The organism is Brevundimonas sp. (genome assembly GCF_051860745.1).
Lineage (GTDB): Bacteria > Pseudomonadota > Alphaproteobacteria > Caulobacterales > Caulobacteraceae > Brevundimonas.
Map to the genome: position 1 here is coordinate 139,270 of NZ_JBHYDN010000004.1, position 17,751 is coordinate 157,020.

Sequence of the window (17,751 nt, forward strand, 5' to 3'; positions counted from 1 at the left end):
CAGCGAGACGCCGGTGGTTCCGGATCGGGTTTGGAGCGTCAGGCCCGCTCCCGCTTTCACCCAAAGGACTGGGTCCCGGCTTTCGCCGGGATGAGCGGAACGTGAGGGAAATCATGACTCCGCCTTCCGCCGGTTCACGCCCAGCCGCAGGCGGCGATCCAGCAGCGACAGCAGGCCGCCCAGGGCCATGATCGCCGGGCCGAGGAAGATCAGCCGCGCCCAGGGATTCCACCAGACGCGGACATTCCATGCCAGTTCGTCGGCGGGGGTCCGTCCGCGCTCGCCCAGCACCACATAGACGTCGTCCAGCCCGCGGAAATCGAGCCCGACCTCGGTCGTGGTCTGGCCGCCGGTCGGGAAGAAGCGGCGCTCGGCGGTGACCGTCCTCGGGGCGCCGCCGTCGCGCAGGGTCACGGTCAGCCGGCCCTGTTCGGCCAGATAGTTCGGCCCTTCGACCACACGCACGGAATCCAGCCGTACGGCCCATTTGCCGGCCTCAATGGTCTGGCCGGGGGCCAGCGGACGGGCGGCCTCGACGCGGTAACCGGTCTCGACCACCGCCCCCAGGACGAAGACCCCCAGTCCGGCGTGGGCCAGGGTCGTGCCCCAGGCGCCGAGCGGCAGGCCGCGCGCGCGGCGCAGGCTTTCGGCCGGGTGAACGCGGAACAGGCGAACCCGCTCGGCGACCTCGGCCAGGGTTCCGAGGATCAGCCAGGCGCCGAGCCCGATCCCGGCGGCGGACAGGGCCTTCTTCGGCTCGAAAACCATCCAGCCCAGCAACGCAATCAGGATGGCCAGACCGGCGGCCACGGCCAGCCGCTGGCCCACGCCCTTCAGGTCGCCGCGCTTCCACGCCAGAAGCGGCCCGGCGGGCAGGATCAGGAAGGCGGCGGCCATCAGAGGGACGAAGGTCAGGGCGAAATACGGCGGTCCAACCGAGATGGTCGCGCCGTTCGCCGCCTCGAGGATCAGCGGATAGAGGGTGCCGAGCAGGACGGTGGCGCAGGCCGCGGTCAGGAACAGGTTGTTCAGCACCAACGCGCCCTCGCGGCTGACCGGGGCGAACATCCCCCCGCCCCTCAGCCGGGGCGCGCGCCATGCGAACAGGGCGAAGGCCGCGCCTGATGTCGCGCCGAGAATGGCGAGCAGCATCAGGCCACGCTCGGGATCGACGGCGAAGGCGTGGACGCTCGTCAGCACGCCCGACCGGACGAGGAAGGCCCCCAACATGGAGAAGGTGAAGGCCGCCAACGCGAGGAAGGTGGTCCAGCCCGCCAGCGCGCCGCGCCGCTCGGTGACCACGGCGGAGTGCAACAGGGCGGCGCCGGCCAGCCAAGGCATGAAGCTGGCGTTCTCGACCGGGTCCCAGAACCACCAGCCGCCCCAGCCGAGCTCATAATAGGCCCAGAAGGCGCCGAGCGTGATGCCGACGGTCAGGAAGGCCCAGCTGGCCAGCGCCCACGGTCGGACCCAGCGGCCCCATGCCGGCCAGAAGCTGGAGTTGGCCCGACCCTCGATCAGGGCCGCCACCGCCAGCGAGAAACAGACCGAAAATCCGACATAGCCCGCGTAGAGCAGCGGTGGATGGAAGGCGAGCGCCGGATCCTGCAGCAGCGGGTTCAGCGAGCCGCCCTGAAACGGAGCCGGGTCCAGCCGTTCGAACGGATTGGAGGTGAAGACGGCGAAGGCGAGGAACAGGACGCCGAGCAGTCCCTGGGTGGCCACCGCCGAGGCCTTGAGCCCGAACGGCAGGCCGCGGGCGCGCGTCAGGACCGCGCCGAACCCGGTCAGGACCAGACACCACAGCACCAGCGAGCCCTCGTGGCTGCCCCATGCGGCGGCGACCTTGTAGAGCATCGGCTTGTCGGTGTGGCTGTTGGCCGCGACATTGGCGACCGAGAAATCCGAGACCGCGAAGGCCCAGATCAGCGCGGCGAAGGCCAGGGCCACGGCGACCGCGCAGGCGAGGGCCGCGCCTTCTGCAGCGCCGGCCAGCACGGGACTGCGGCGCAGGCGGCCGGCGACGGCCATGCCAGTCTGCAGCGCCGCCAGCGCCAGGGCCAGGATCAGGGCGAAGGCGCCCAGTTCGACAATCACCGGGTTGCGGCTCCGGCGGCGGGCGCTCCGCCCTCGGGCCGCCACTCGCCCTTGGCCTTGAGCCGGTCGGCGACCTCGCGCGGCATATAGTTCTCGTCGTGCTTGGCCAGCACCTGGGTGGCGCGGAAGCTGCGATCAGGCTGGAAGGCGCCCTGGGCAACGATGCCCTGACCCTCGCGGAACAGGTCGGGCAGGTCGCCCTGATAGATGATGCGGGTGGTGGCGGCATTGTCAGTGATCGCGAAGGCGACCTCGCCGTCGGCGCCGCGCTCCACGCTGCCGGCCTCGACCAGCCCGCCCAGACGAATGACCCGGCCTGTGGGCGCGGTCTCGGCCGTCGCCTCGGACGGCGAGAAGAAGAAGGTGACGTTGTCGCGCATGGCGTACAGCGACAGGCCGACCGCCAGCGCCAGCACCGGAGCGACCGCGGCGACAACCCACAGACGGCGACGCGCCTTGGGCGATTTGGGCAGCCAGTTCATTCTGTTTCCCCCGGCATTCGCCGTTGCAAGTCCGCCCGGCGCGGATCAGCCGGATCGAGGGCGGCGATCAACGGCCCCCACATGGCCCGGACCATGGCCGCCTCGTTGCGGGCCAGCGCCGCCTCACCGAGGAAATAGCGCGCGCCCAGTTGGCCCGGATCGCGGCGCAGGGACTGGGCGAAGGCCGCCTCGGCGTCGCCGCCGACCACGCCGCCATTGGCTCGCGTCAGGCTTTCGCCCAGCCGCGACCAGCTTTGGGCGTCGTCAGGTTGCAGCGCCACGGCCCGACGGAAGGCCGAGGCCGCGCCGATCGGATCGCCGGCCTCGAACCGCGCGGCGCCCAGCATGGTCAAGGCCTGATGATTGTTCGGCCGATCCCGGACCACGCGCGCGGCCACGGCGGCGAGTTGCGGCGCCTCCAGCGTCTCCAGCTCGGTCGTCCACTGGTCCACCCGGCGCTCATACGCCTGATCCGGCAGGCCGGGAGCGCCGACCACGGCATAGAGGCCCAGCGCCGCGGCGGCCGTCGTTCCCAGCCCGGCCAACACCCAGAACCGGTCCTTCGTCCCGGCCCGGACCGGAGCGGTTTCCCGATCGGAGACAAGGATGCGGCGGCCGGCCTCGGCGCGGGCCGCCGTCCAGCCGGCCTCGTCGAGCAGTCCGCGCGCCTTCAGCCGATCCAGCTCGGCCAATTCAGCGGCGGCGGAAACGGTCTCGTCGGCGTCAGCGCCCCGGCGCGCGCCCGACAGCGCGCACAGGCCTGCGAGGGCCGTCAGCAGCGCCGCCATGATCCAGAATGCCGTCATCACCGGCGATGTAGCCGATCAGGCGGCCCGCGACGAGGCCTCGGACCCCTTTGCAGGGGCGCCGGCGACCGCGGCCCGACGCCGCACCGTGCGGGCGGGCTCGACGGCGTCGATGTGATCGAGGCAGACCGCGACCAGTTCGACCAGGCCGAGCGCGTGGGCTTCGTCCTCGACCTCACCGTCGTTGATCATCCGCAGCGTCTGGTCGGCATGGTCCAACAGCCGGTCGGTCAGGGCGTCGACCAGGGTCTTGCGGTCGGCCTCGCAGCCATAGGTCGAGGCCGGGCCGCGCGCTGATCCGACCAGTTTCAACAGGCTGAGGGCGGCGTCGACCTTGGGTCCGTCCACCGGCGCCGACAACCGGGGCGCCTTGCGGGTCATACGGCCGGCGATCTGCACCCGCTCCAGCGGGAGGGCCTCATCCACCGCCTTGTCCGCCGCTCGCAGCAGGCCGGACAGGCGCCGGGCGATGGCGACGCGCGCGTCCCGCACCGACTTGCCCCATACGCTTTGTGGATTGAGAGTCAGGGTTACGTCCAGTTCGCCGAGCACGCCGGCGCACCAGTTGAGATCAGCGATGACCGTCTCGACATGGTCCAGATCGGCGCCGGGCTTGAACACCTCGATCTTGCGGGCGCGGACATCGACGCCGGCGATCAACCGATCGACGAAGCCGGCCAGTTCCGACTCGCTGAGGAAGCCCTCGCGTCCGGCCGCCAGCGACGTCTGGATGACAATGCGCAGGATCAGGACGGCGTCGTCCAGATGGGCGAACAGCATTTCGAGCACCCGCTGGGCGCCATCGACGTGCACACCGGCGCAGTCCTTGAGCAACAGCCGCAGTTCGGCGATCTGGTCGCCGTCCGGCCGTTTCAGCCATATCTCCAGCGAAGGCAGGCCGCGTCGCGCCAGATGGGCCAGATCAAGACAGGCGGCCAGATCGGCGAGGCCTGTCTGACGCGCCGCTTCGTCACCATCGGGCGGCCAAACCAGATCGGGCTGGTCCCGCACCACCAGGGCCGCGGCCTGGCAGAAGCGATCAGCCACCGCCAAGGTCGAGGGATCATCCCGGTCCAGATGCAGCAAAAGGTCAGGCTCACGCTCGCTGGCGGCGCGCCACAGGCGCGCCATGACGTGAGACGGAAAGGTCATGGCGACGACGCCGTCGGCGCGGGCGCGGAACATGGGAACCAGCGGCGCCAGAACCTTGGCGCGGCGCAGCCGGTCGCGGGTTTCTTCCCCGATGAGCATCCGCAGTTCGGCCGCACGGCCGCCGCCCATGGGCGCCACAGCGGCGGACACGGCCCTGAGCGCAACTTCAGGACACCGCGCCAGCAGGGCGGTGAGCGCGACGCGATGGGCGACAGAAAGCCCTGCCATACGAAAACCCCGAACCGGACCCAACCCGGCCAGCGTGACTATGGGCAGGCAGGGTTAACAACCGCTATCCAGACGGATGAAATCAGGCCTCGGCCGCAGGCAATTCCAGCAACACTTTCAGGCCGCCGAGATCACTGTCGGCGAGGGTGATCTTGCCGCCGTAGGCGCGCGTCAGCTCGACCACGATCGAAAGGCCGAGGCCGGAGCCCGGCGTGGTCTCGTCCATGCGGGCGCCGCGCTCAAGGGCCGCTTCGCGCTGATCTGCGGGCAGGCCCGGGCCATCGTCCTCGACCACCACCACCATCTGCCCCAGGCCCGTCGGACCGGCGGTGATGCGGACGCGACGCTTCGCCCATTTGCAGGCGTTTTCCATCAGATTGCCGAGGATTTCCTGCAGGTCCTGACGCTCGCCCCGGAATCCGAGTTCATCAGGCGCACGCCAGTCGATCTCGACGGACTTCTCCTCGAACACCCGCTCAAGCATGACCGACAACTCGTCCAGCACCTCGGCGATCGGGGTGCGCTCGCCCAGCAGCTGGGCCCGGGCGGCGGCGCGCGCCCGGCGCAGATGGTGATCGACCTGGGCCTTCATGACCTCGATCTGTTTGCGAACCATGTCGGGCAGGTCGCCCGTCTGCGATCCAGCCTCGGACAGCATGACCGACAGCGGCGTCTTCAGCGCATGGGCCAGATTGCCGACGTGCGTGCGCTGGCGCTCGACCGTCTCCTGATTGTGGTCCAGCAGGCGGTTGACCTGTTCGGCCAGCGGCTGAATCTCCATCGGATAGGTGCGGCCGATGCGGGCGGTCTTGCCCTTGCGCACGTCGGCGATCTCGTTCCTGAGGCTGAACAGCGGGCGCAGGCCGATCTGGACCTGGAGGAAGACGGCGATGACCAGTCCCAGGCCGAGGATCAGCAGGGAGGTCCAGGTGAAGGTTGCGAACTGGCGGGTGTCGTTCTCGATATTGGTCCGGTCGATCGCGGCCATGAACACCAGCGGCTCGCTGCGCCCCGGCAGCGACTTCAGGCTGGCGGCGACGCGCAGCGGTTGACGCAGCGGCGGACGCAGGAAACCGGGATCGTTGAAGCTGATCGTCGTGCCCGTGGCGGCTCTCAGCCGGGCCGGCAGACCGCGAGGGACGGCCAACTGTTCCCCGGCGAGTGAGGGCGAGCCGGCGATGAAACGCATGCCTCCCGCACCATCCAGCTCGGCCACGGCCCAGTATTTTCCGGACAGGGCCCGGTCCGTCTGGGCGTCCCTGATCTCGGCCACGACGACGCCGTCGGGCCCGGCGTTGGTCGCGATCACCACCTCGTCGATGGTGTCGCCCAGCATATTGCCCAGCCGTCTGAGCGCCGATTCCTGATACTGGCTGGTCAGGGCCCAGCCGGTGAGCACGAGGGCCAGCACGATCCAGCCGGACGCCAGCCAGATCAGCCGGCGGGTCAGACTGCGGCCCGGCCGCCCGAACCAGCGGCCCCAGGACCTGTCGTCGGCCGGAGCCGGTTCGCCCCCCGCCCCTTCGGTCACGTCCCGTCGGACTCCCCGGCGAGCGGCGTCAGACGGTAGCCCAGACCACGCACGGTCTCGATCCGGTCAGGACCGATCTTCTTGCGCAGGCGACCGACGAACACCTCGATGGTGTTGGAATCGCGGTCGAAGTCCTGATCGTAGAGGTGCTCGACCAGTTCCGTGCGGCTGATCACCCGACCCTGGTGCATCATCAGATAGTGCAGCAGCCGGTACTCCAGCGATGTCAGCCGCAGGGGCTCGCCGTTGACCGTCGCGCGGGCGGCGCGGGGGTCGAGGCGCAGGCCGCCGCACGCCAGGGTCGCCGAGGCGATGCCGGCCGAGCGGCGCAGCAGGGCCCGCAGGCGGGCCAGCAGCTCTTCAGTGTGGAAGGGTTTGGTCAGATAGTCGTCAGCCCCGGCGTCAAAGCCCGACACCTTGTCCGACCAGGCGCCGCGCGCCGTCAGGATCAGCACCGGCGTGGTCTTGCCGTCGCGGCGCCAGCGTTCCAGCACCGAGACGCCGTCGATCTTGGGCAGGCCGAGGTCCAGCACCACCACGTCATAGGGCTCGGTGTCGCCGAGGAAATGGGCTTCCTCGCCGTCCGCGGCGTGATCAACGGCATAGCCGGCGTCGCCGAGGGCCAGTTTCAGCTGGCGCGACAGGTCAACGTCGTCCTCGACAAGCAAGATTCGCATTCAGCGCTCTCCCACGACCCGACCCGTGCGGGCGTCCACCATGATGTCGGCGACGCGGCCGCCGGGATACTCCCAGCGAACCACAACGGTGTCGCCGCGGTTGCTGGCGCCCAGAAAACGACCCTGCCGGCCGGAGGAGGCGCGCTGCACCGCCTCGCCCACGCTGATGCGGGGGCGGTCTTCCTGCTGCTGGCGCTCGGGACGATCGCCGCGCGGGACACGGTCCTGCGCAACCGCCTGCGACAGGGGCGCGGCGGCGATCAGGGCTGCAAGCAGGATGGCGGACGGGCGGATCATGAAGAGCGTTCTAGGCCCCGGGCTCTGAACGACGGCTGAACGACGAGTGTAGACATATTTCACCTTTGGTGCCGCCCCCTCTCACGCGCCTGGTGAGGATTCGCCCCTCAGGACCGGCGTAAACGGCGCGGCGACCTGTTCATGCCCATGAATGAAAGCTGACACGCCCCGTTCAGATGGCGCTCAGCCGGAGAATGGTCTTCTCCCGTCAACGCCGGCCGCCCGGTCCGCGTGGAACGCTCAAGGAGAAGTCAGATGATGAAGAAGTTTTTCATCCCCGCCCTCGCCCTGGCCGCGGCTTCCGTCGCGGTCCCCGCCATGGCCCAGTCCTATGGTCATCAAGACCGCGATGGTCGCGGCGGCCGCTATGAACAGGATCATCGGGGTGATCGGGATTACCGCGGTGATCGAGACTACCGCAGTGACCGGGACAACCGCGGTGATCGCTATGACCGTGATGACCGCTACGGGCGCGACGATCGCAACTGGCAACCTATCGCGCAGCGCAGGGCTCAGCTGCAGCGGCTCATCGACCGGGGCTTGCGCAACGGCTGGCTGAGCCGCCGCGAGGCTCGCTATGTTCAGACGGAGGTCAATGGGCTGATCCGCCTTGAGTACCGCTACCAGCAGGGCGGCCTGTCCTGGCGTGAACGGCAGGATCTGCAGAACCGCTATGACCGCCTGACGGCCATGACGCGCGAACATCGTCGGGACCACGGCGGTTCCCCCCACTAAGGCCTGACTTTCCTCCCCGAAAGTCCGAGGGGCGCGATCCGAAAGGGTCGCGCCCCTTTCCCGGGCTCAAACCCTGAGCCGGCTCTCGATGACGGTGACGGCCTGCCCGCGCAGCAGGACGCGATGGCGGCGGGTTTCCGTTTCGATGTCCCCTCCCCGGCCAGGAAAGACCTGCCGGAACCGCACCGTCGCCCGGCCCAGCTTGTCGGCATACAGCGGCCCGAGGATGCAGTGGGCCGAGCCCGTGGCGGGATCCTCGTCTATACTGCAGCCCGGACCGAAGAAGCGGTCGACCACATCGACATCGTCCGAGGCGTCCGCCGGGGCGCAGACGATCACCTGACCGATCTCGCCCGCCTCACCCTGAATGAGTCCCAGGGCGCGGATGTCGGGCGTCACGGCCCGCACCGCCGCCGCGTCGGCCAGGACAGCGACCAGATATCGGCCCGCCCAGACCTCGACGGGCTCGACGCCCAACGCCTCCGCAAGGCCGGCTGGCGGGGTTGATCGGCGAGGCGGATCGGCGGGGAAGTCCATTTCATAGCCTTCGACCGCCCGCGCCACGACCAGCGGACCCGAGCGGGTGTCGAAGGTCAGGGCCGTCGTCCCGCCCCCCAGTTCGGCCAGCAGCACGTGGGCCGAGGCCAGGGTGGCGTGGCCGCACAGATCGACCTCCATCCCCGGCGTGAACCAGCGCAGGCCGAACCGGGCCGGATCGCCGGTGCGCAGCAGGAACGCCGTCTCAGCCTGATTGTTCTCCTTCGCCAGCGTCTGCATCCAGCTGTCGGACGGCCACTGGTCGACCGGCTCGACCACACAGGCGGGGTTGCCCTTGAAGGGGGCGGCGGCGAAGGCGTCGACGGTCCACTGGCGCATCAGGCAGGCTCCGGTTCGATCACGGTCAGCTCCGGCCACCGCGCCCGCGCACTGGCCGCGGCCTTGTCCCAGCCGCGCGCGAGCGGTCGGTGCGGATTGGGCCGCAGCGTCATCGAGAACACATCCTCCAGCCCGAACGGGGCGGCGATGCTGATCGTATCGTCAGCCTCCAGCCGCACCCCGACCGCGAATGCCGGGGCGACGAACCGCCCCAGCGCCTCGTCCGTGCCCGTCAGCGCCTCATAGGGTTCGCCGAAACGATCCGCGAACCACAGATGTACCCGCGCCTGGTTGCGCACCTCGACCTCGGAGCGGAAGGGCTCCTCGAAGGCGGCGGCGACGCGTTTGATGACGGCGTCTTCGGCGTCCCAGCTCGTGTCCGGGTCGAAATAGCCGAGGTCATAGTCCTTGCGGCCGTAGCCGACCGGGCGGCCCGTCACGGCGTTCCAGACGCTCTGATAGATCGCGCCGGAAAAAACCCGCCAGTCGTTGAGACCGAGGCCGCGAACGGTGGTCAGGACGTGCATCAGGTCGGGGTCGGCGCGGACGATGGCCGCGAGTCGCGCGTTCAGATCGCTCATTTACGGTCCCGGATCGGCCAGCCGTGGTCCAGCGGCCCATGCCCGCCGCCCAGCCCCGGGGCCCGCCGGATGGCCTCGGCGACATAGGCCCAGGCATTGGCCACGGCGACCTCGAGCGGCAGGCCCTGCGCGATCCCCGCCGCGCAGGCGCTGGCCAGGGTGCAGCCGGTGCCGTGGGTGTTGCGTGTGTCGAACCGTTCGCCCTCCAGCAGGGTCTCGCCGGTCGGGGTCAGCAGCAGGTCGACGACCGTCGCGCCCCGCACATGGCCGCCCTTCATCAGCACCGCCCGCGCGCCCATGGTCAGCAGCGCCTCGCCGGCGCGGCGCTGTCCGTCGAGGTCGGCAACCGCGATCCCGGTCAGGGCCTCGGCCTCGGGCGCATTGGGGGTCAGCAGGGCCGCGCGCGGGATCATCAGCGACCGCACGGCGGCCACCGCGTCGTCCGCCAGCAGGGCCGCGCCGCCCTTGGCGATCATGACGGGATCAACCACCGCGGGGGCGTCGGACGAATCAAGGATCGCCGCGACCCGCTCGACCACCTCCGTCGAGCCCAGCATGCCGGTCTTGATCGCATCGGCGCCGATGTCGTCCAGCACGGCCCGTCCTTGCGCCTCGATCAGGTCCAACGGCAGCGGATACACGCCGTGGACGCCGAGCGTGTTCTGCACTGTGATCGCCGTGATGGCCGTGGCGGCGTATCCGCCCAGCATGGTCACGGCCTTGATGTCGGCCTGAATCCCCGCCCCGCCGCCGGAATCGGAGCCGGCGATGATCAGGACGCGTCCACGGAAGGAGGGTTGGTCAAGCATGGGCTTCCCATGCGGCAGACCAGCCGGACGGACAAGTCAGTCGCACGCGGCCGCCCCACCGACGGCCGCCTGAACCGCGAGCGCCTGGACCGTCTCGCGCACGTCATGAACGCGGAGGATCGAGGCGCCCCGCCGCGCGGCCTCAAGGGCCAGAGCCAGCGAACCGCCGAGGCGGTCGGCCGGGTCGGTCGCCGTCGGGTCGATCGACTGGATCACCAGCTTGCGGCTGGCCCCGTACAGGACCGGAAAGCCGGTCGCGACCAGCCGATCCAGCCGCGCCGTCAGGGCCAGATTATGCGCGGCCGTCTTGCCGAAGCCGAGGCCGGGATCGAGCCAGATCCGTTCGCGCGCCACGCCCGCCGCCATGGCTGCGTCAGCCCGCGCGGACAACCAGTCGACGACCTCGGCGACCACATCGTCATAGTGCGGATCGGCCTGCATGGTGCGCGGCTCGCCCCGCATATGCATCAGCACCACCTCGCAGCCGAGTTCGGCGGCGGTCGCGAGACTGTCCGGCGCGAAACCGAGCGCCGTCACATCGTTCCACATCGTCGCCCCGGCGGCGACGGCGGCGCGGGCGACTTCGGGCTTCATGGTGTCGATGCTGATCGGGCCGTCCCAGCGGGCGCGCAGGCTTTCGATGACAGGGATGACGCGGGCGATCTCCCCGGCCTCCGCGACTGGTTCAGCGCCGGGCCGGGTGCTCTCGCCGCCGATATCGAGGATGTCCGCGCCCTGTTCGACCAGCCGCAGGCCGTGCGCCACCGCGGCTTCGACCGAGTCGAGTCGTCCGCCGTCCGAGAAGCTGTCGGGCGTGACGTTGATGATGCCCATGACGCGGGGCGGCGCCATCAGTCCTTGCCCCCGATCAGGCTGCCGATGGCGTCGAGATAGGCGGAGAAGGCCCGGCGGCCGTCGCGGGTGATCGACACCCGGGTCAGGGGCTTGTTGTCCTTGAAGCTCTTGTCGATCGCGACGAAGCCCGCCTCTTCCAGCTTCTTCAGGTGGACTGACAGATTGCCCTGGGTGGCCTCGAGCACGGTCTTCAGCTCGGTGAAGTCGGCGGTATCAGCGTCGGACAGATAGACCATGATCCCCAGCCGCATGCGGCCGTGGATGACCTCGTCGATCCGTCCCAGATCGGCCAGGCCCATGGCGCGCTCAGGCCCCTTTCGGGGCGGCGCGGGCGTCGCGGAACAGGATCCAGCCCGGCAGGGCGAACAGCAGGAACAGGGCGACGGTGCAAACTCCGAGATACCACATGGGCTCGCGCACCAGCACGCCGAGCGCCACCGCCGTGACCCAGCCGCCCAGCGCCGTGGCCAGCATCCAGCCCTTCCGCTTCAGCATCCAGGCCATGTACCAGGCAGCCGCCTGGAGCGCGAAGACGATGGCCGCGTAGTAGAGCCAGATGGCGAAATCCTGATCCCGCACCGCCCCGACGCCAAAGACGATAATGACGGCGGCGTTGGCCATGCCGGTGGCGCTGAAGGCCGCGTTGAGACTGCGGGTCGCCATCGAACCACGATTGGAACCGCCGTCCTTCCGATCCTTGAGGATGGCCCAGGTCAGGATCGACAAAAAGGCGACGCTGATCCCGACGACGAAGGCCAGGTTGGCGAGATCGGGCCAGCGGATCAGCCCGGTCGCCTGACCGACATGGAACAGGCACTGCAATCCGTACAGCAGGCCGCCGGCGAGGTAACAGATCGCCAGGGTCATCGGCGGCCGGCCCCCGCCCTCGACGATCGAGCGCATGAAGGCGAGGTCGTCCTCGGGGGAATGCAGGCGGGGCTTGGCGGGCATGACGATTCTCCGGAGCCGGCTCGCCCTTGGCGTGGACGAGCCGGGAGGTCTTGGCAAGCTATTCGGCGGGTGAGAACTCAGGGTCCCGCTGACGGCGCCACGGGATGCTGCGGCCGTTCAGCCAGCGGCCGACGAAGCTGTGGCGAACCAGCAGTTCGTAGGTAAGCAGGCTGACGGCCATGGTCCCGCCGATGACCGCGCCGAACTTGACGAACCAGGGCCAGGTCTCGTTCACCACCAGGATTTGTCCGACCAGGACCAGCGGCAGATGGACGATGTAGACCCAGTAGGAGGAGTCGGCGAGATAGCGGCGGACGGCGCTGTGGCCCGAGGCGAAGCGCAGGGCCAGCGACAGGACCGCGAAGGTCGAGGCGAAGACGGCCAGGGCCATCACCGCCGCCAGCGGCGCCTTCAGCTCCGGATCGGTGACAGGCGCCAGGTCCGGGACCGGTCCGCCGACCATGACCATGGCCGCCGTCCCGACGCCCAGCGCCACGACCGTAAACACCGGCCACAGCCGCTCGATGCGGACCAGCAGATCGCGGCGGCGATCCAGCAGGAAGCCGAGGCCGAAGGCGGTCCCGAACGCCGTCAGGGCGACCGCGTTCGGAACCAGCCCGGTGTCAGGCGTCGGTATGCCGAAGAAGGGCGTCCAATTGGGCGCCAGCCAGAAGGCGATGGCCAGCGGCGCGCCCATCAGGGCCGGACTCCACGGCCCGATCAGGGCGCCGGTGATCCGGTCGACGAGCCTGCCCCAGCCGCCGTCGCGATCCGCCATCGCGAACGGCGCACGCAGGACCATCGTGGCGGCGTAGAGAATCAGCAGGACCCAGAGGAACCACAGATGGGTCAGGGGGAAGGTCTCGAGCGTCAGCGGCGGCGGGGGAGGTCCGTCGGTCGGAATGGACCCGCCGTTCCGGATGGCCGCCATCCAGACGAGCCCAGCGATGATGGCGGCGAGGACCGGGGTCCAGAAGGCGGCGAGCGGTCCGGCGATACGGATCAGCCGGTCCTTGATGAAGCCGAAACTCCCGCGCCGGTCGAGCATCATATGGGCGAACAGGCCGGCGATCAGGAAGAAGCTGGTCATCCGGAACAGGTGGATGGCGAAGAAGATGGCGCTGGCGACCGGCGAGTTGTCGGTGTCCGGCACGATCCAGATCGTGACCGGGAAATAGGACATGGAGGCGTGCAGGACGACGCCCAGCAGCAGGGCGGCCCCGCGCAGGGCGTCGAGGCCGTGCAGGCGCCCGGATGGACGGGTTTCGGATGACGACATGACAGGAGCTCCCCTCTTGATGAAGAGCCATATCTCATAGACTTGTTTGTAATGCAAACAAGTTCATCAGAAAGAACCCGCCGCGAGCATGGCCCACGGCGGGTCCTGTCTTTTCAGCCGGTCAGTGAACCGTCTGGACCTCGACCGAGGTTCCGTCCGACACCGGGGTGATCGGCACGGAGACCGACGGGCCGGCGTTGGGGAAGTTGCTCTCGTCGCGGTTCGGGGCGAGGCCCTTCTCCAGCAGGTCCTTGATCTCCTGGCCCGACAGGGTCTCGTACTCGAGCAACGCCTGGGCCAGGGTTTCCAGATCGGCGGCCTTGTCGGTCAGGATCTGACGGGCCTCGTCCCAGCCGGCGCCGACGATCCGCTTGACCTCGGAATCGATGATCCGGGAGGTCTCTTCAGAGACATTCTGGCTGCGCGCGACCGAGTGGCCGAGGAAGACCTCCTGCTCGTTTTCGCCATAGGCGACGGTGCCGAGGATGTCGGAGAAGCCCCACTGGGTGACCATGCGGCGCGCCAGCTTGGACGCCTGCTGGATGTCCGACGAAGCGCCCGAGGTGATGTTCTCCTTGCCGAAGATCAGCTCCTCGGCCACGCGGCCGCCGGCCATGATGGCGATGCGGTCGACCATCTGCTGGTACTTCATCGAATAGCGGTCGCCCTCGGGCAGCTGCATGACCATGCCCAGGGCCTGTCCGCGCGGGACGATGGTCGCCTTGTGCACCGGGTCGGCCATCTTGACGTTCATGGCCACAATGGCGTGGCCGCCTTCGTGATAGGCGGTCAGACGGCGCTCTTCCTCGTTCATGGCCATGGATTTGCGCTCGGCGCCCATCATGACCTTGTCCTTGGCGTCCTCGAAGTCGCGCTGGGTGACCATGCGACGATCCTTGCGGGCCGCCATCAGGGCCGCCTCATTGACCAGATTGGCCAGATCGGCGCCCGAGAAGCCGGGGGTGCCGCGGGCGATGGTCTTGACCACCACGTCAGAGGCCAGGGGCACATCCTTCATGTGGACACGCAGGATCTTTTCGCGGCCGTTCACATCGGGATTGGGCACCACGACCTGACGGTCGAAGCGGCCGGGACGCAGCAGGGCCGGGTCCAGCACGTCGGGACGGTTGGTGGCGGCGATCAGGATGATGCCTTCATTGGCCTCGAAGCCGTCCATCTCGACCAGCAGCTGGTTCAGGGTTTGCTCGCGCTCGTCATTGCCGCCGCCCAGACCGGCGCCGCGATGACGGCCAACGGCGTCGATCTCGTCGATAAAGATGATGCAGGGGGCGTTCTTCTTGGCCTGTTCGAACATGTCGCGAACGCGGCTCGCGCCGACGCCGACGAACATCTCGACGAAATCCGAGCCCGAGATGGAGAAGAAGGGCACGCCCGCCTCGCCGGCGACAGCGCGGGCCAGCAGGGTCTTGCCGGTGCCGGGAGGGCCGACCAGCAGGGCGCCCTTGGGAATCTTGCCGCCCAGACGCTGGAATTTGGCCGGGTCCTTGAGGAAGTCGACGACCTCCTGCAACTCCTCCTTGGCCTCGTCCACGCCGGCGACGTCGTCAAAGGTCTTGCGGCCCTTGTGCTCGGTCAGCAGCTTGGCCTTGGACTTGCCGAAGCCCATGGCCCCGCGCGCGCCGCCCTGCATCTGGCGCATGATCAGGATCCACAGGCCGATGATCAGGACGAAGGGCAGCAGACCGATCAGGGCGCTGACCCAAAGCGACTGGCGCGTTGTCTTGACGTCCACCTCGGCGCCGGACGCCTGGATGGTGTCGACCAGGGCCGCGTTCGGAACGGGGGTGATGACATTGACCACCTTGCCGTCGCGCAGGGTCGCTTTCACCGTTTCGCCGCGCACCTCGATCTTGACGATGTTCCGGTCGTCGCGGGCCTTGAGCAGGTCGGAATAGCTCATCGCCACCGGGCGAGCCGCGGCCTCGTTCGCGCCGGGAGGAGCCGTAAGGCCGCCCGGGCGGCTGGCGGCGACATAGAAGGCCATGGCCCCCAGGATGATCACGCCCCAGATGGCCAGATTGCGCAGGTTCATTCTCGTCTCGGTCCTTGGGTGCGCCGAAGCGCCCGGTCGTCAGTGATATCAGCCCGAAAATAGGTGGTTCCGGGGCGATGCGCCATGGATGGCGCCGCCAAGGTCCCGTTCGTGCGTCATTCGGTCCAGCGCCAGCGCCAGTCTTTCCTCGACCAGCGCCGCCGCCCTGCCCGCCTTCCCTGCAAGAACCGGCGCAGTCGCATCGTTCCGGATCAGCACAGGCACGGACCCGCGCGCGGCGGGCGGCAGGCGCTTCAGCGCCGTCCGATCGGTGTCGGACAGGGCGGCCATGCGGCCCGCGGCGGGAACGACGAACCAGCCGGGCGAATCGACCGTGATCGCCCAGCGACCGTCCCACACGGACTCGACCCCGACGGTCAGCGGCATTGGCGGGCGGGGCCGGCGGACGAACTCCCCGGCTTCGCGGGTCACGAGGACCTGATCGGAACCGGCCTCGACCCGGGCGCCGCACAGGACGGCGGTGAAGGCCTCGCCGGATCGGAGACGTGATCGGATGGCCGAGAGCCGGTCTCCGCGCGGAAGCCGGTCACCTCCGCCGACGCAGACGAGGACGGCGGCGAGGGTTTGGGGGGGGATGCTTCGGTCGATAGTGATCGATCCCTCTCCCGCTGGGAGAGGGCTTGAGCGCACGGCGGCGCAGCCGTCGTCCTTGCGCGAAAGGGTGAGGGTCGGGTGTCCCGGGGCGGCTTCGCCGTTCGACTGATCGACCCTCATCCGGCGCTGCGCGCCACCTTCTCCCGTCGGGAGAAGGGAAGCTCTGGCGCGGCTCCTCGCAAACCTGGGATCCTCATTGGCCGGATCATCGATCCAGCCCGCCCCCTGCCCTGTCAGCCAGTCCCGGACCTCATCCCGCCCGGCGCCCAGCATGGGTCGCAGCAACATCAGCCCGCGCCCCTCGGGCCAGGCCGGAGACGGCGCCCAGTCGCGCAGGCGGCCGAGGGTCGAGCCCTCGGCGCGCATGACCTCGCCCTCCGCAATGTCATCGGCGGTGTGGGCCAACAGGACGACGCGGGCGCCCGCCGCGCGCGCCGCCTCGGCGATCAGCCGATGGCGGGCCATGCGGGCCGCGGCGGGCAGGCCGGTCGCGGGTCTCGGGCCGTTCCAGCGCAGGCCGCGCCAGTCGGCCCCGGCCTCACGGGCGACGCGCCCGGCGAAGGCGGTCCATTCGGCGCTGTCGGCATTCAGCCCGTGATCGACGGTCAAGGCCAACAGGCGTCGGCCATTCGCCCTGGCCCAGTCAGCGGCGAGACGCAGCAGGGCGATGGAATCGCCGCCGCCGGACAGGGCCAGGGCCAGCGGGCGGTCGATGTTCGGTTCCAGCCGCGCGGACAGGTCGGCCCGGACGGGCCCGGTCCAGTCGGCGAGGTCTGACGTCAGCCCGGTCTCCGGGCCGGCGGCGCGGCCGGCGGGACGGCGGCGCAGCCGATGCGGGTGCGGGCCTCGGTCGCCCGGGTGCGCAAGGCCGGGCTGGCGGCCTCGGCGTAGCGCCGGGTGAATTCGGTCAGGGCGGTGCAGGCCTGGGTCTTGCGGTCCGTGGCGTTTAGCGCATTGGCCAGTTCGAGCGTCGTCGAAGCGGCCCAGGGAGCTGTCGGCCAGCCCTGCAGGGCGGTGGCGTAGGCGGAGACGGCGCCGGCGGGATCGCCGGCGGAGACGCGCAGGTCGCCGAGACGGCTGGAGGCCTCTCGGCCCTGGGGCGTGTCAGGCCATGCGGCGATGACCGTCTGCAAGGCGCGGTCGCCGCGCGCCGGATCGGCAGCCGCCAGCCGGACCGCGGCGGTCAGGTCGCGCGCGGCGTCGCCGGTCGGCGAGGTGGTTGGGATGGGCGAGTTCAGCTCGGCCTCGCGCGCCGCCGCGGCTTCCATGGCGCGGATGCGGCCCTCGGCGTCGCGGACGCGGGTTCCCAGCGCGGTGTTGTCGCGTCCGACCTCGTCCAGCTGGAAGGTCAGGCGTTCGAGATCGCCGTTCACGCGCCGGACCGTGGCCTCGAGGTCGTCGATCCGGCGATCCATCAGGCCGACGCGGCCCTGCAGGGCGATGACCTCGGGATCGGGCTCGATGATGACCGGCTGGCCGGCGGCGTTGCGCTGGGTCACGGCGCGCTCGAGGCGGCGCACATTGCGGTCCAGCTGCTCCAGCCGCCGCTTGTCCCACTGCACCGGCTCGAGCGGCGTGGTCTGGGCCACGACCGTGGTCGTGCCCGCGATCAGGACCACGCCCAGAACGGAGATCAGGGCGTTGCGCGAACGGAGGGCGGCGGGAAACTTCAGCATGGTCGTTGTCGTTCCACCGATTTGAGGCCGGTTCAAGACAAGGGGAGGGTC

18 protein-coding genes are annotated in these 17,751 nt (G+C 69.6%); 1 reads left to right on the plus strand and 17 read right to left on the minus strand.

Annotated elements, in window-relative coordinates:
* Window positions 1–111 precede the first annotated feature (111 nt).
* The 7 genes from ACTIEW_RS06715 to ACTIEW_RS06745 all read right to left on the minus strand — a co-directional run bounded on the left by ACTIEW_RS06715 (window position 112) and on the right by ACTIEW_RS06745 (window position 7,270).
* Window positions 112–2,097, minus strand: a complete 1,986-nt coding sequence (locus ACTIEW_RS06715) for a heme lyase CcmF/NrfE family subunit (protein ID WP_439477133.1) — start codon at window positions 2,095–2,097, stop codon at window positions 112–114.
* Entirely contained in the window at window positions 2,094–2,579 is a 486-nt protein-coding gene (ccmE, locus tag ACTIEW_RS06720; RefSeq protein WP_439477134.1) for a cytochrome c maturation protein CcmE, read from the minus strand. The genes ACTIEW_RS06715 and ccmE overlap by 4 nt, the downstream gene beginning before the upstream one ends.
* Window positions 2,576–3,385 (minus strand): c-type cytochrome biogenesis protein CcmI, encoded by an 810-nt coding sequence (ccmI, locus tag ACTIEW_RS06725; protein ID WP_439477135.1) that lies wholly within the window; start codon window positions 3,383–3,385, stop codon window positions 2,576–2,578. The genes ccmE and ccmI overlap by 4 nt, the downstream gene beginning before the upstream one ends.
* 18 nt (window positions 3,386–3,403) lie before the next feature.
* The gene (locus tag ACTIEW_RS06730; protein ID WP_439477136.1) at window positions 3,404–4,765 is read right to left on the minus strand and encodes a hypothetical protein; all 1,362 of its coding nucleotides are present in this window, start codon (window positions 4,763–4,765) and stop codon (window positions 3,404–3,406) included.
* Window positions 4,766–4,847: 82 nt separating this feature from the next.
* Window positions 4,848–6,296: an ATP-binding protein gene (locus tag ACTIEW_RS06735; protein ID WP_439477137.1), complete on the minus strand. Its 1,449-nt coding sequence runs from the start codon at window positions 6,294–6,296 to the stop codon at window positions 4,848–4,850.
* Window positions 6,293–6,973, minus strand: a complete 681-nt coding sequence (locus ACTIEW_RS06740; protein WP_439477138.1) for a response regulator transcription factor — start codon at window positions 6,971–6,973, stop codon at window positions 6,293–6,295. The genes ACTIEW_RS06735 and ACTIEW_RS06740 overlap by 4 nt, the downstream gene beginning before the upstream one ends.
* Complete coding sequence (locus ACTIEW_RS06745; protein WP_439477139.1) at window positions 6,974–7,270, minus strand: hypothetical protein; 297 nt, start codon at window positions 7,268–7,270, stop codon at window positions 6,974–6,976. It lies immediately after the preceding gene.
* Window positions 7,271–7,525: 255 nt separating this feature from the next.
* Here ACTIEW_RS06745 and ACTIEW_RS06750 point away from each other — a divergent pair, with 255 nt between their 5' ends.
* The gene (locus tag ACTIEW_RS06750; RefSeq protein WP_439477140.1) at window positions 7,526–8,005 is read left to right on the plus strand and encodes a hypothetical protein; all 480 of its coding nucleotides are present in this window, start codon (window positions 7,526–7,528) and stop codon (window positions 8,003–8,005) included.
* A 66-nt stretch (window positions 8,006–8,071) separates the two neighbouring features.
* Here ACTIEW_RS06750 and ACTIEW_RS06755 read toward each other — a convergent pair whose 3' ends face one another.
* The 10 genes from ACTIEW_RS06755 to ACTIEW_RS06800 form a co-directional block, all read right to left on the minus strand.
* On the minus strand, window positions 8,072–8,881 hold the full coding sequence (locus tag ACTIEW_RS06755; RefSeq protein ID WP_439477141.1) for a PhzF family phenazine biosynthesis protein: 810 nt from the start codon (window positions 8,879–8,881) through the stop codon (window positions 8,072–8,074).
* A complete protein-coding gene (locus tag ACTIEW_RS06760; protein ID WP_439477142.1) occupies window positions 8,881–9,462 on the minus strand; it encodes a nucleotidyltransferase family protein in 582 nt (193 codons plus the stop codon). The genes ACTIEW_RS06755 and ACTIEW_RS06760 overlap by 1 nt, the downstream gene beginning before the upstream one ends.
* Complete coding sequence (thiD, locus tag ACTIEW_RS06765) at window positions 9,459–10,271, minus strand: bifunctional hydroxymethylpyrimidine kinase/phosphomethylpyrimidine kinase (RefSeq protein WP_439477143.1); 813 nt, start codon at window positions 10,269–10,271, stop codon at window positions 9,459–9,461. The genes ACTIEW_RS06760 and thiD overlap by 4 nt, the downstream gene beginning before the upstream one ends.
* A 36-nt stretch (window positions 10,272–10,307) precedes the next feature.
* Window positions 10,308–11,123 (minus strand): dihydropteroate synthase, encoded by an 816-nt coding sequence (gene folP / locus ACTIEW_RS06770; protein WP_439477144.1) that lies wholly within the window; start codon window positions 11,121–11,123, stop codon window positions 10,308–10,310.
* A complete protein-coding gene (locus ACTIEW_RS06775) occupies window positions 11,123–11,425 on the minus strand; it encodes a winged helix-turn-helix domain-containing protein (protein WP_439477145.1) in 303 nt (100 codons plus the stop codon). Before ACTIEW_RS06775 ends, folP begins: the two co-directional genes overlap by 1 nt.
* A 7-nt stretch (window positions 11,426–11,432) precedes the next feature.
* Window positions 11,433–12,077 (minus strand): hypothetical protein, encoded by a 645-nt coding sequence (locus ACTIEW_RS06780; protein WP_439477146.1) that lies wholly within the window; start codon window positions 12,075–12,077, stop codon window positions 11,433–11,435.
* Between the two features lie 58 nt (window positions 12,078–12,135).
* The gene (locus ACTIEW_RS06785) at window positions 12,136–13,356 is read right to left on the minus strand and encodes an acyltransferase family protein (RefSeq protein ID WP_439477147.1); all 1,221 of its coding nucleotides are present in this window, start codon (window positions 13,354–13,356) and stop codon (window positions 12,136–12,138) included.
* Between the two features lie 121 nt (window positions 13,357–13,477).
* A complete protein-coding gene (gene ftsH, locus ACTIEW_RS06790; RefSeq protein ID WP_439477148.1) occupies window positions 13,478–15,409 on the minus strand; it encodes an ATP-dependent zinc metalloprotease FtsH in 1,932 nt (643 codons plus the stop codon).
* 48 nt (window positions 15,410–15,457) lie between these two features.
* Window positions 15,458–16,807 (minus strand): tRNA lysidine(34) synthetase TilS, encoded by a 1,350-nt coding sequence (tilS, locus tag ACTIEW_RS06795; RefSeq protein ID WP_439477291.1) that lies wholly within the window; start codon window positions 16,805–16,807, stop codon window positions 15,458–15,460.
* The gene (locus ACTIEW_RS06800; protein ID WP_439477149.1) at window positions 16,804–17,700 is read right to left on the minus strand and encodes a tetratricopeptide repeat protein; all 897 of its coding nucleotides are present in this window, start codon (window positions 17,698–17,700) and stop codon (window positions 16,804–16,806) included. The genes tilS and ACTIEW_RS06800 overlap by 4 nt, the downstream gene beginning before the upstream one ends.
* Window positions 17,701–17,751: the final 51 nt, after the last annotated feature.

Coding starts and splice junctions, on each gene's coding strand:
- ccmE (WP_439477134.1), bottom strand. CDS start 2,579: ATGAACTGGCTGCCCAAATCGCCCAAGGCGCGTCGCCGTCTGTGGGTT.
- ccmI (WP_439477135.1), bottom strand. CDS start 3,385: ATGACGGCATTCTGGATCATGGCGGCGCTGCTGACGGCCCTCGCAGGC.
- ACTIEW_RS06730 (WP_439477136.1), bottom strand. CDS start 4,765: ATGGCAGGGCTTTCTGTCGCCCATCGCGTCGCGCTCACCGCCCTGCTG.
- ACTIEW_RS06740 (WP_439477138.1), bottom strand. CDS start 6,973: ATGCGAATCTTGCTTGTCGAGGACGACGTTGACCTGTCGCGCCAGCTG.
- ACTIEW_RS06745 (WP_439477139.1), bottom strand. CDS start 7,270: ATGATCCGCCCGTCCGCCATCCTGCTTGCAGCCCTGATCGCCGCCGCG.
- ACTIEW_RS06750 (WP_439477140.1), top strand. CDS start 7,526: ATGATGAAGAAGTTTTTCATCCCCGCCCTCGCCCTGGCCGCGGCTTCC.
- ACTIEW_RS06755 (WP_439477141.1), bottom strand. CDS start 8,881: ATGCGCCAGTGGACCGTCGACGCCTTCGCCGCCGCCCCCTTCAAGGGC.
- ACTIEW_RS06760 (WP_439477142.1), bottom strand. CDS start 9,462: ATGAGCGATCTGAACGCGCGACTCGCGGCCATCGTCCGCGCCGACCCC.
- thiD (WP_439477143.1), bottom strand. CDS start 10,271: ATGCTTGACCAACCCTCCTTCCGTGGACGCGTCCTGATCATCGCCGGC.
- folP (WP_439477144.1), bottom strand. CDS start 11,123: ATGGCGCCGCCCCGCGTCATGGGCATCATCAACGTCACGCCCGACAGC.
- ACTIEW_RS06775 (WP_439477145.1), bottom strand. CDS start 11,425: ATGGGCCTGGCCGATCTGGGACGGATCGACGAGGTCATCCACGGCCGC.
- ACTIEW_RS06780 (WP_439477146.1), bottom strand. CDS start 12,077: ATGCCCGCCAAGCCCCGCCTGCATTCCCCCGAGGACGACCTCGCCTTC.
- ACTIEW_RS06785 (WP_439477147.1), bottom strand. CDS start 13,356: ATGTCGTCATCCGAAACCCGTCCATCCGGGCGCCTGCACGGCCTCGAC.
- ftsH (WP_439477148.1), bottom strand. CDS start 15,409: ATGAACCTGCGCAATCTGGCCATCTGGGGCGTGATCATCCTGGGGGCC.
- ACTIEW_RS06800 (WP_439477149.1), bottom strand. CDS start 17,700: ATGCTGAAGTTTCCCGCCGCCCTCCGTTCGCGCAACGCCCTGATCTCC.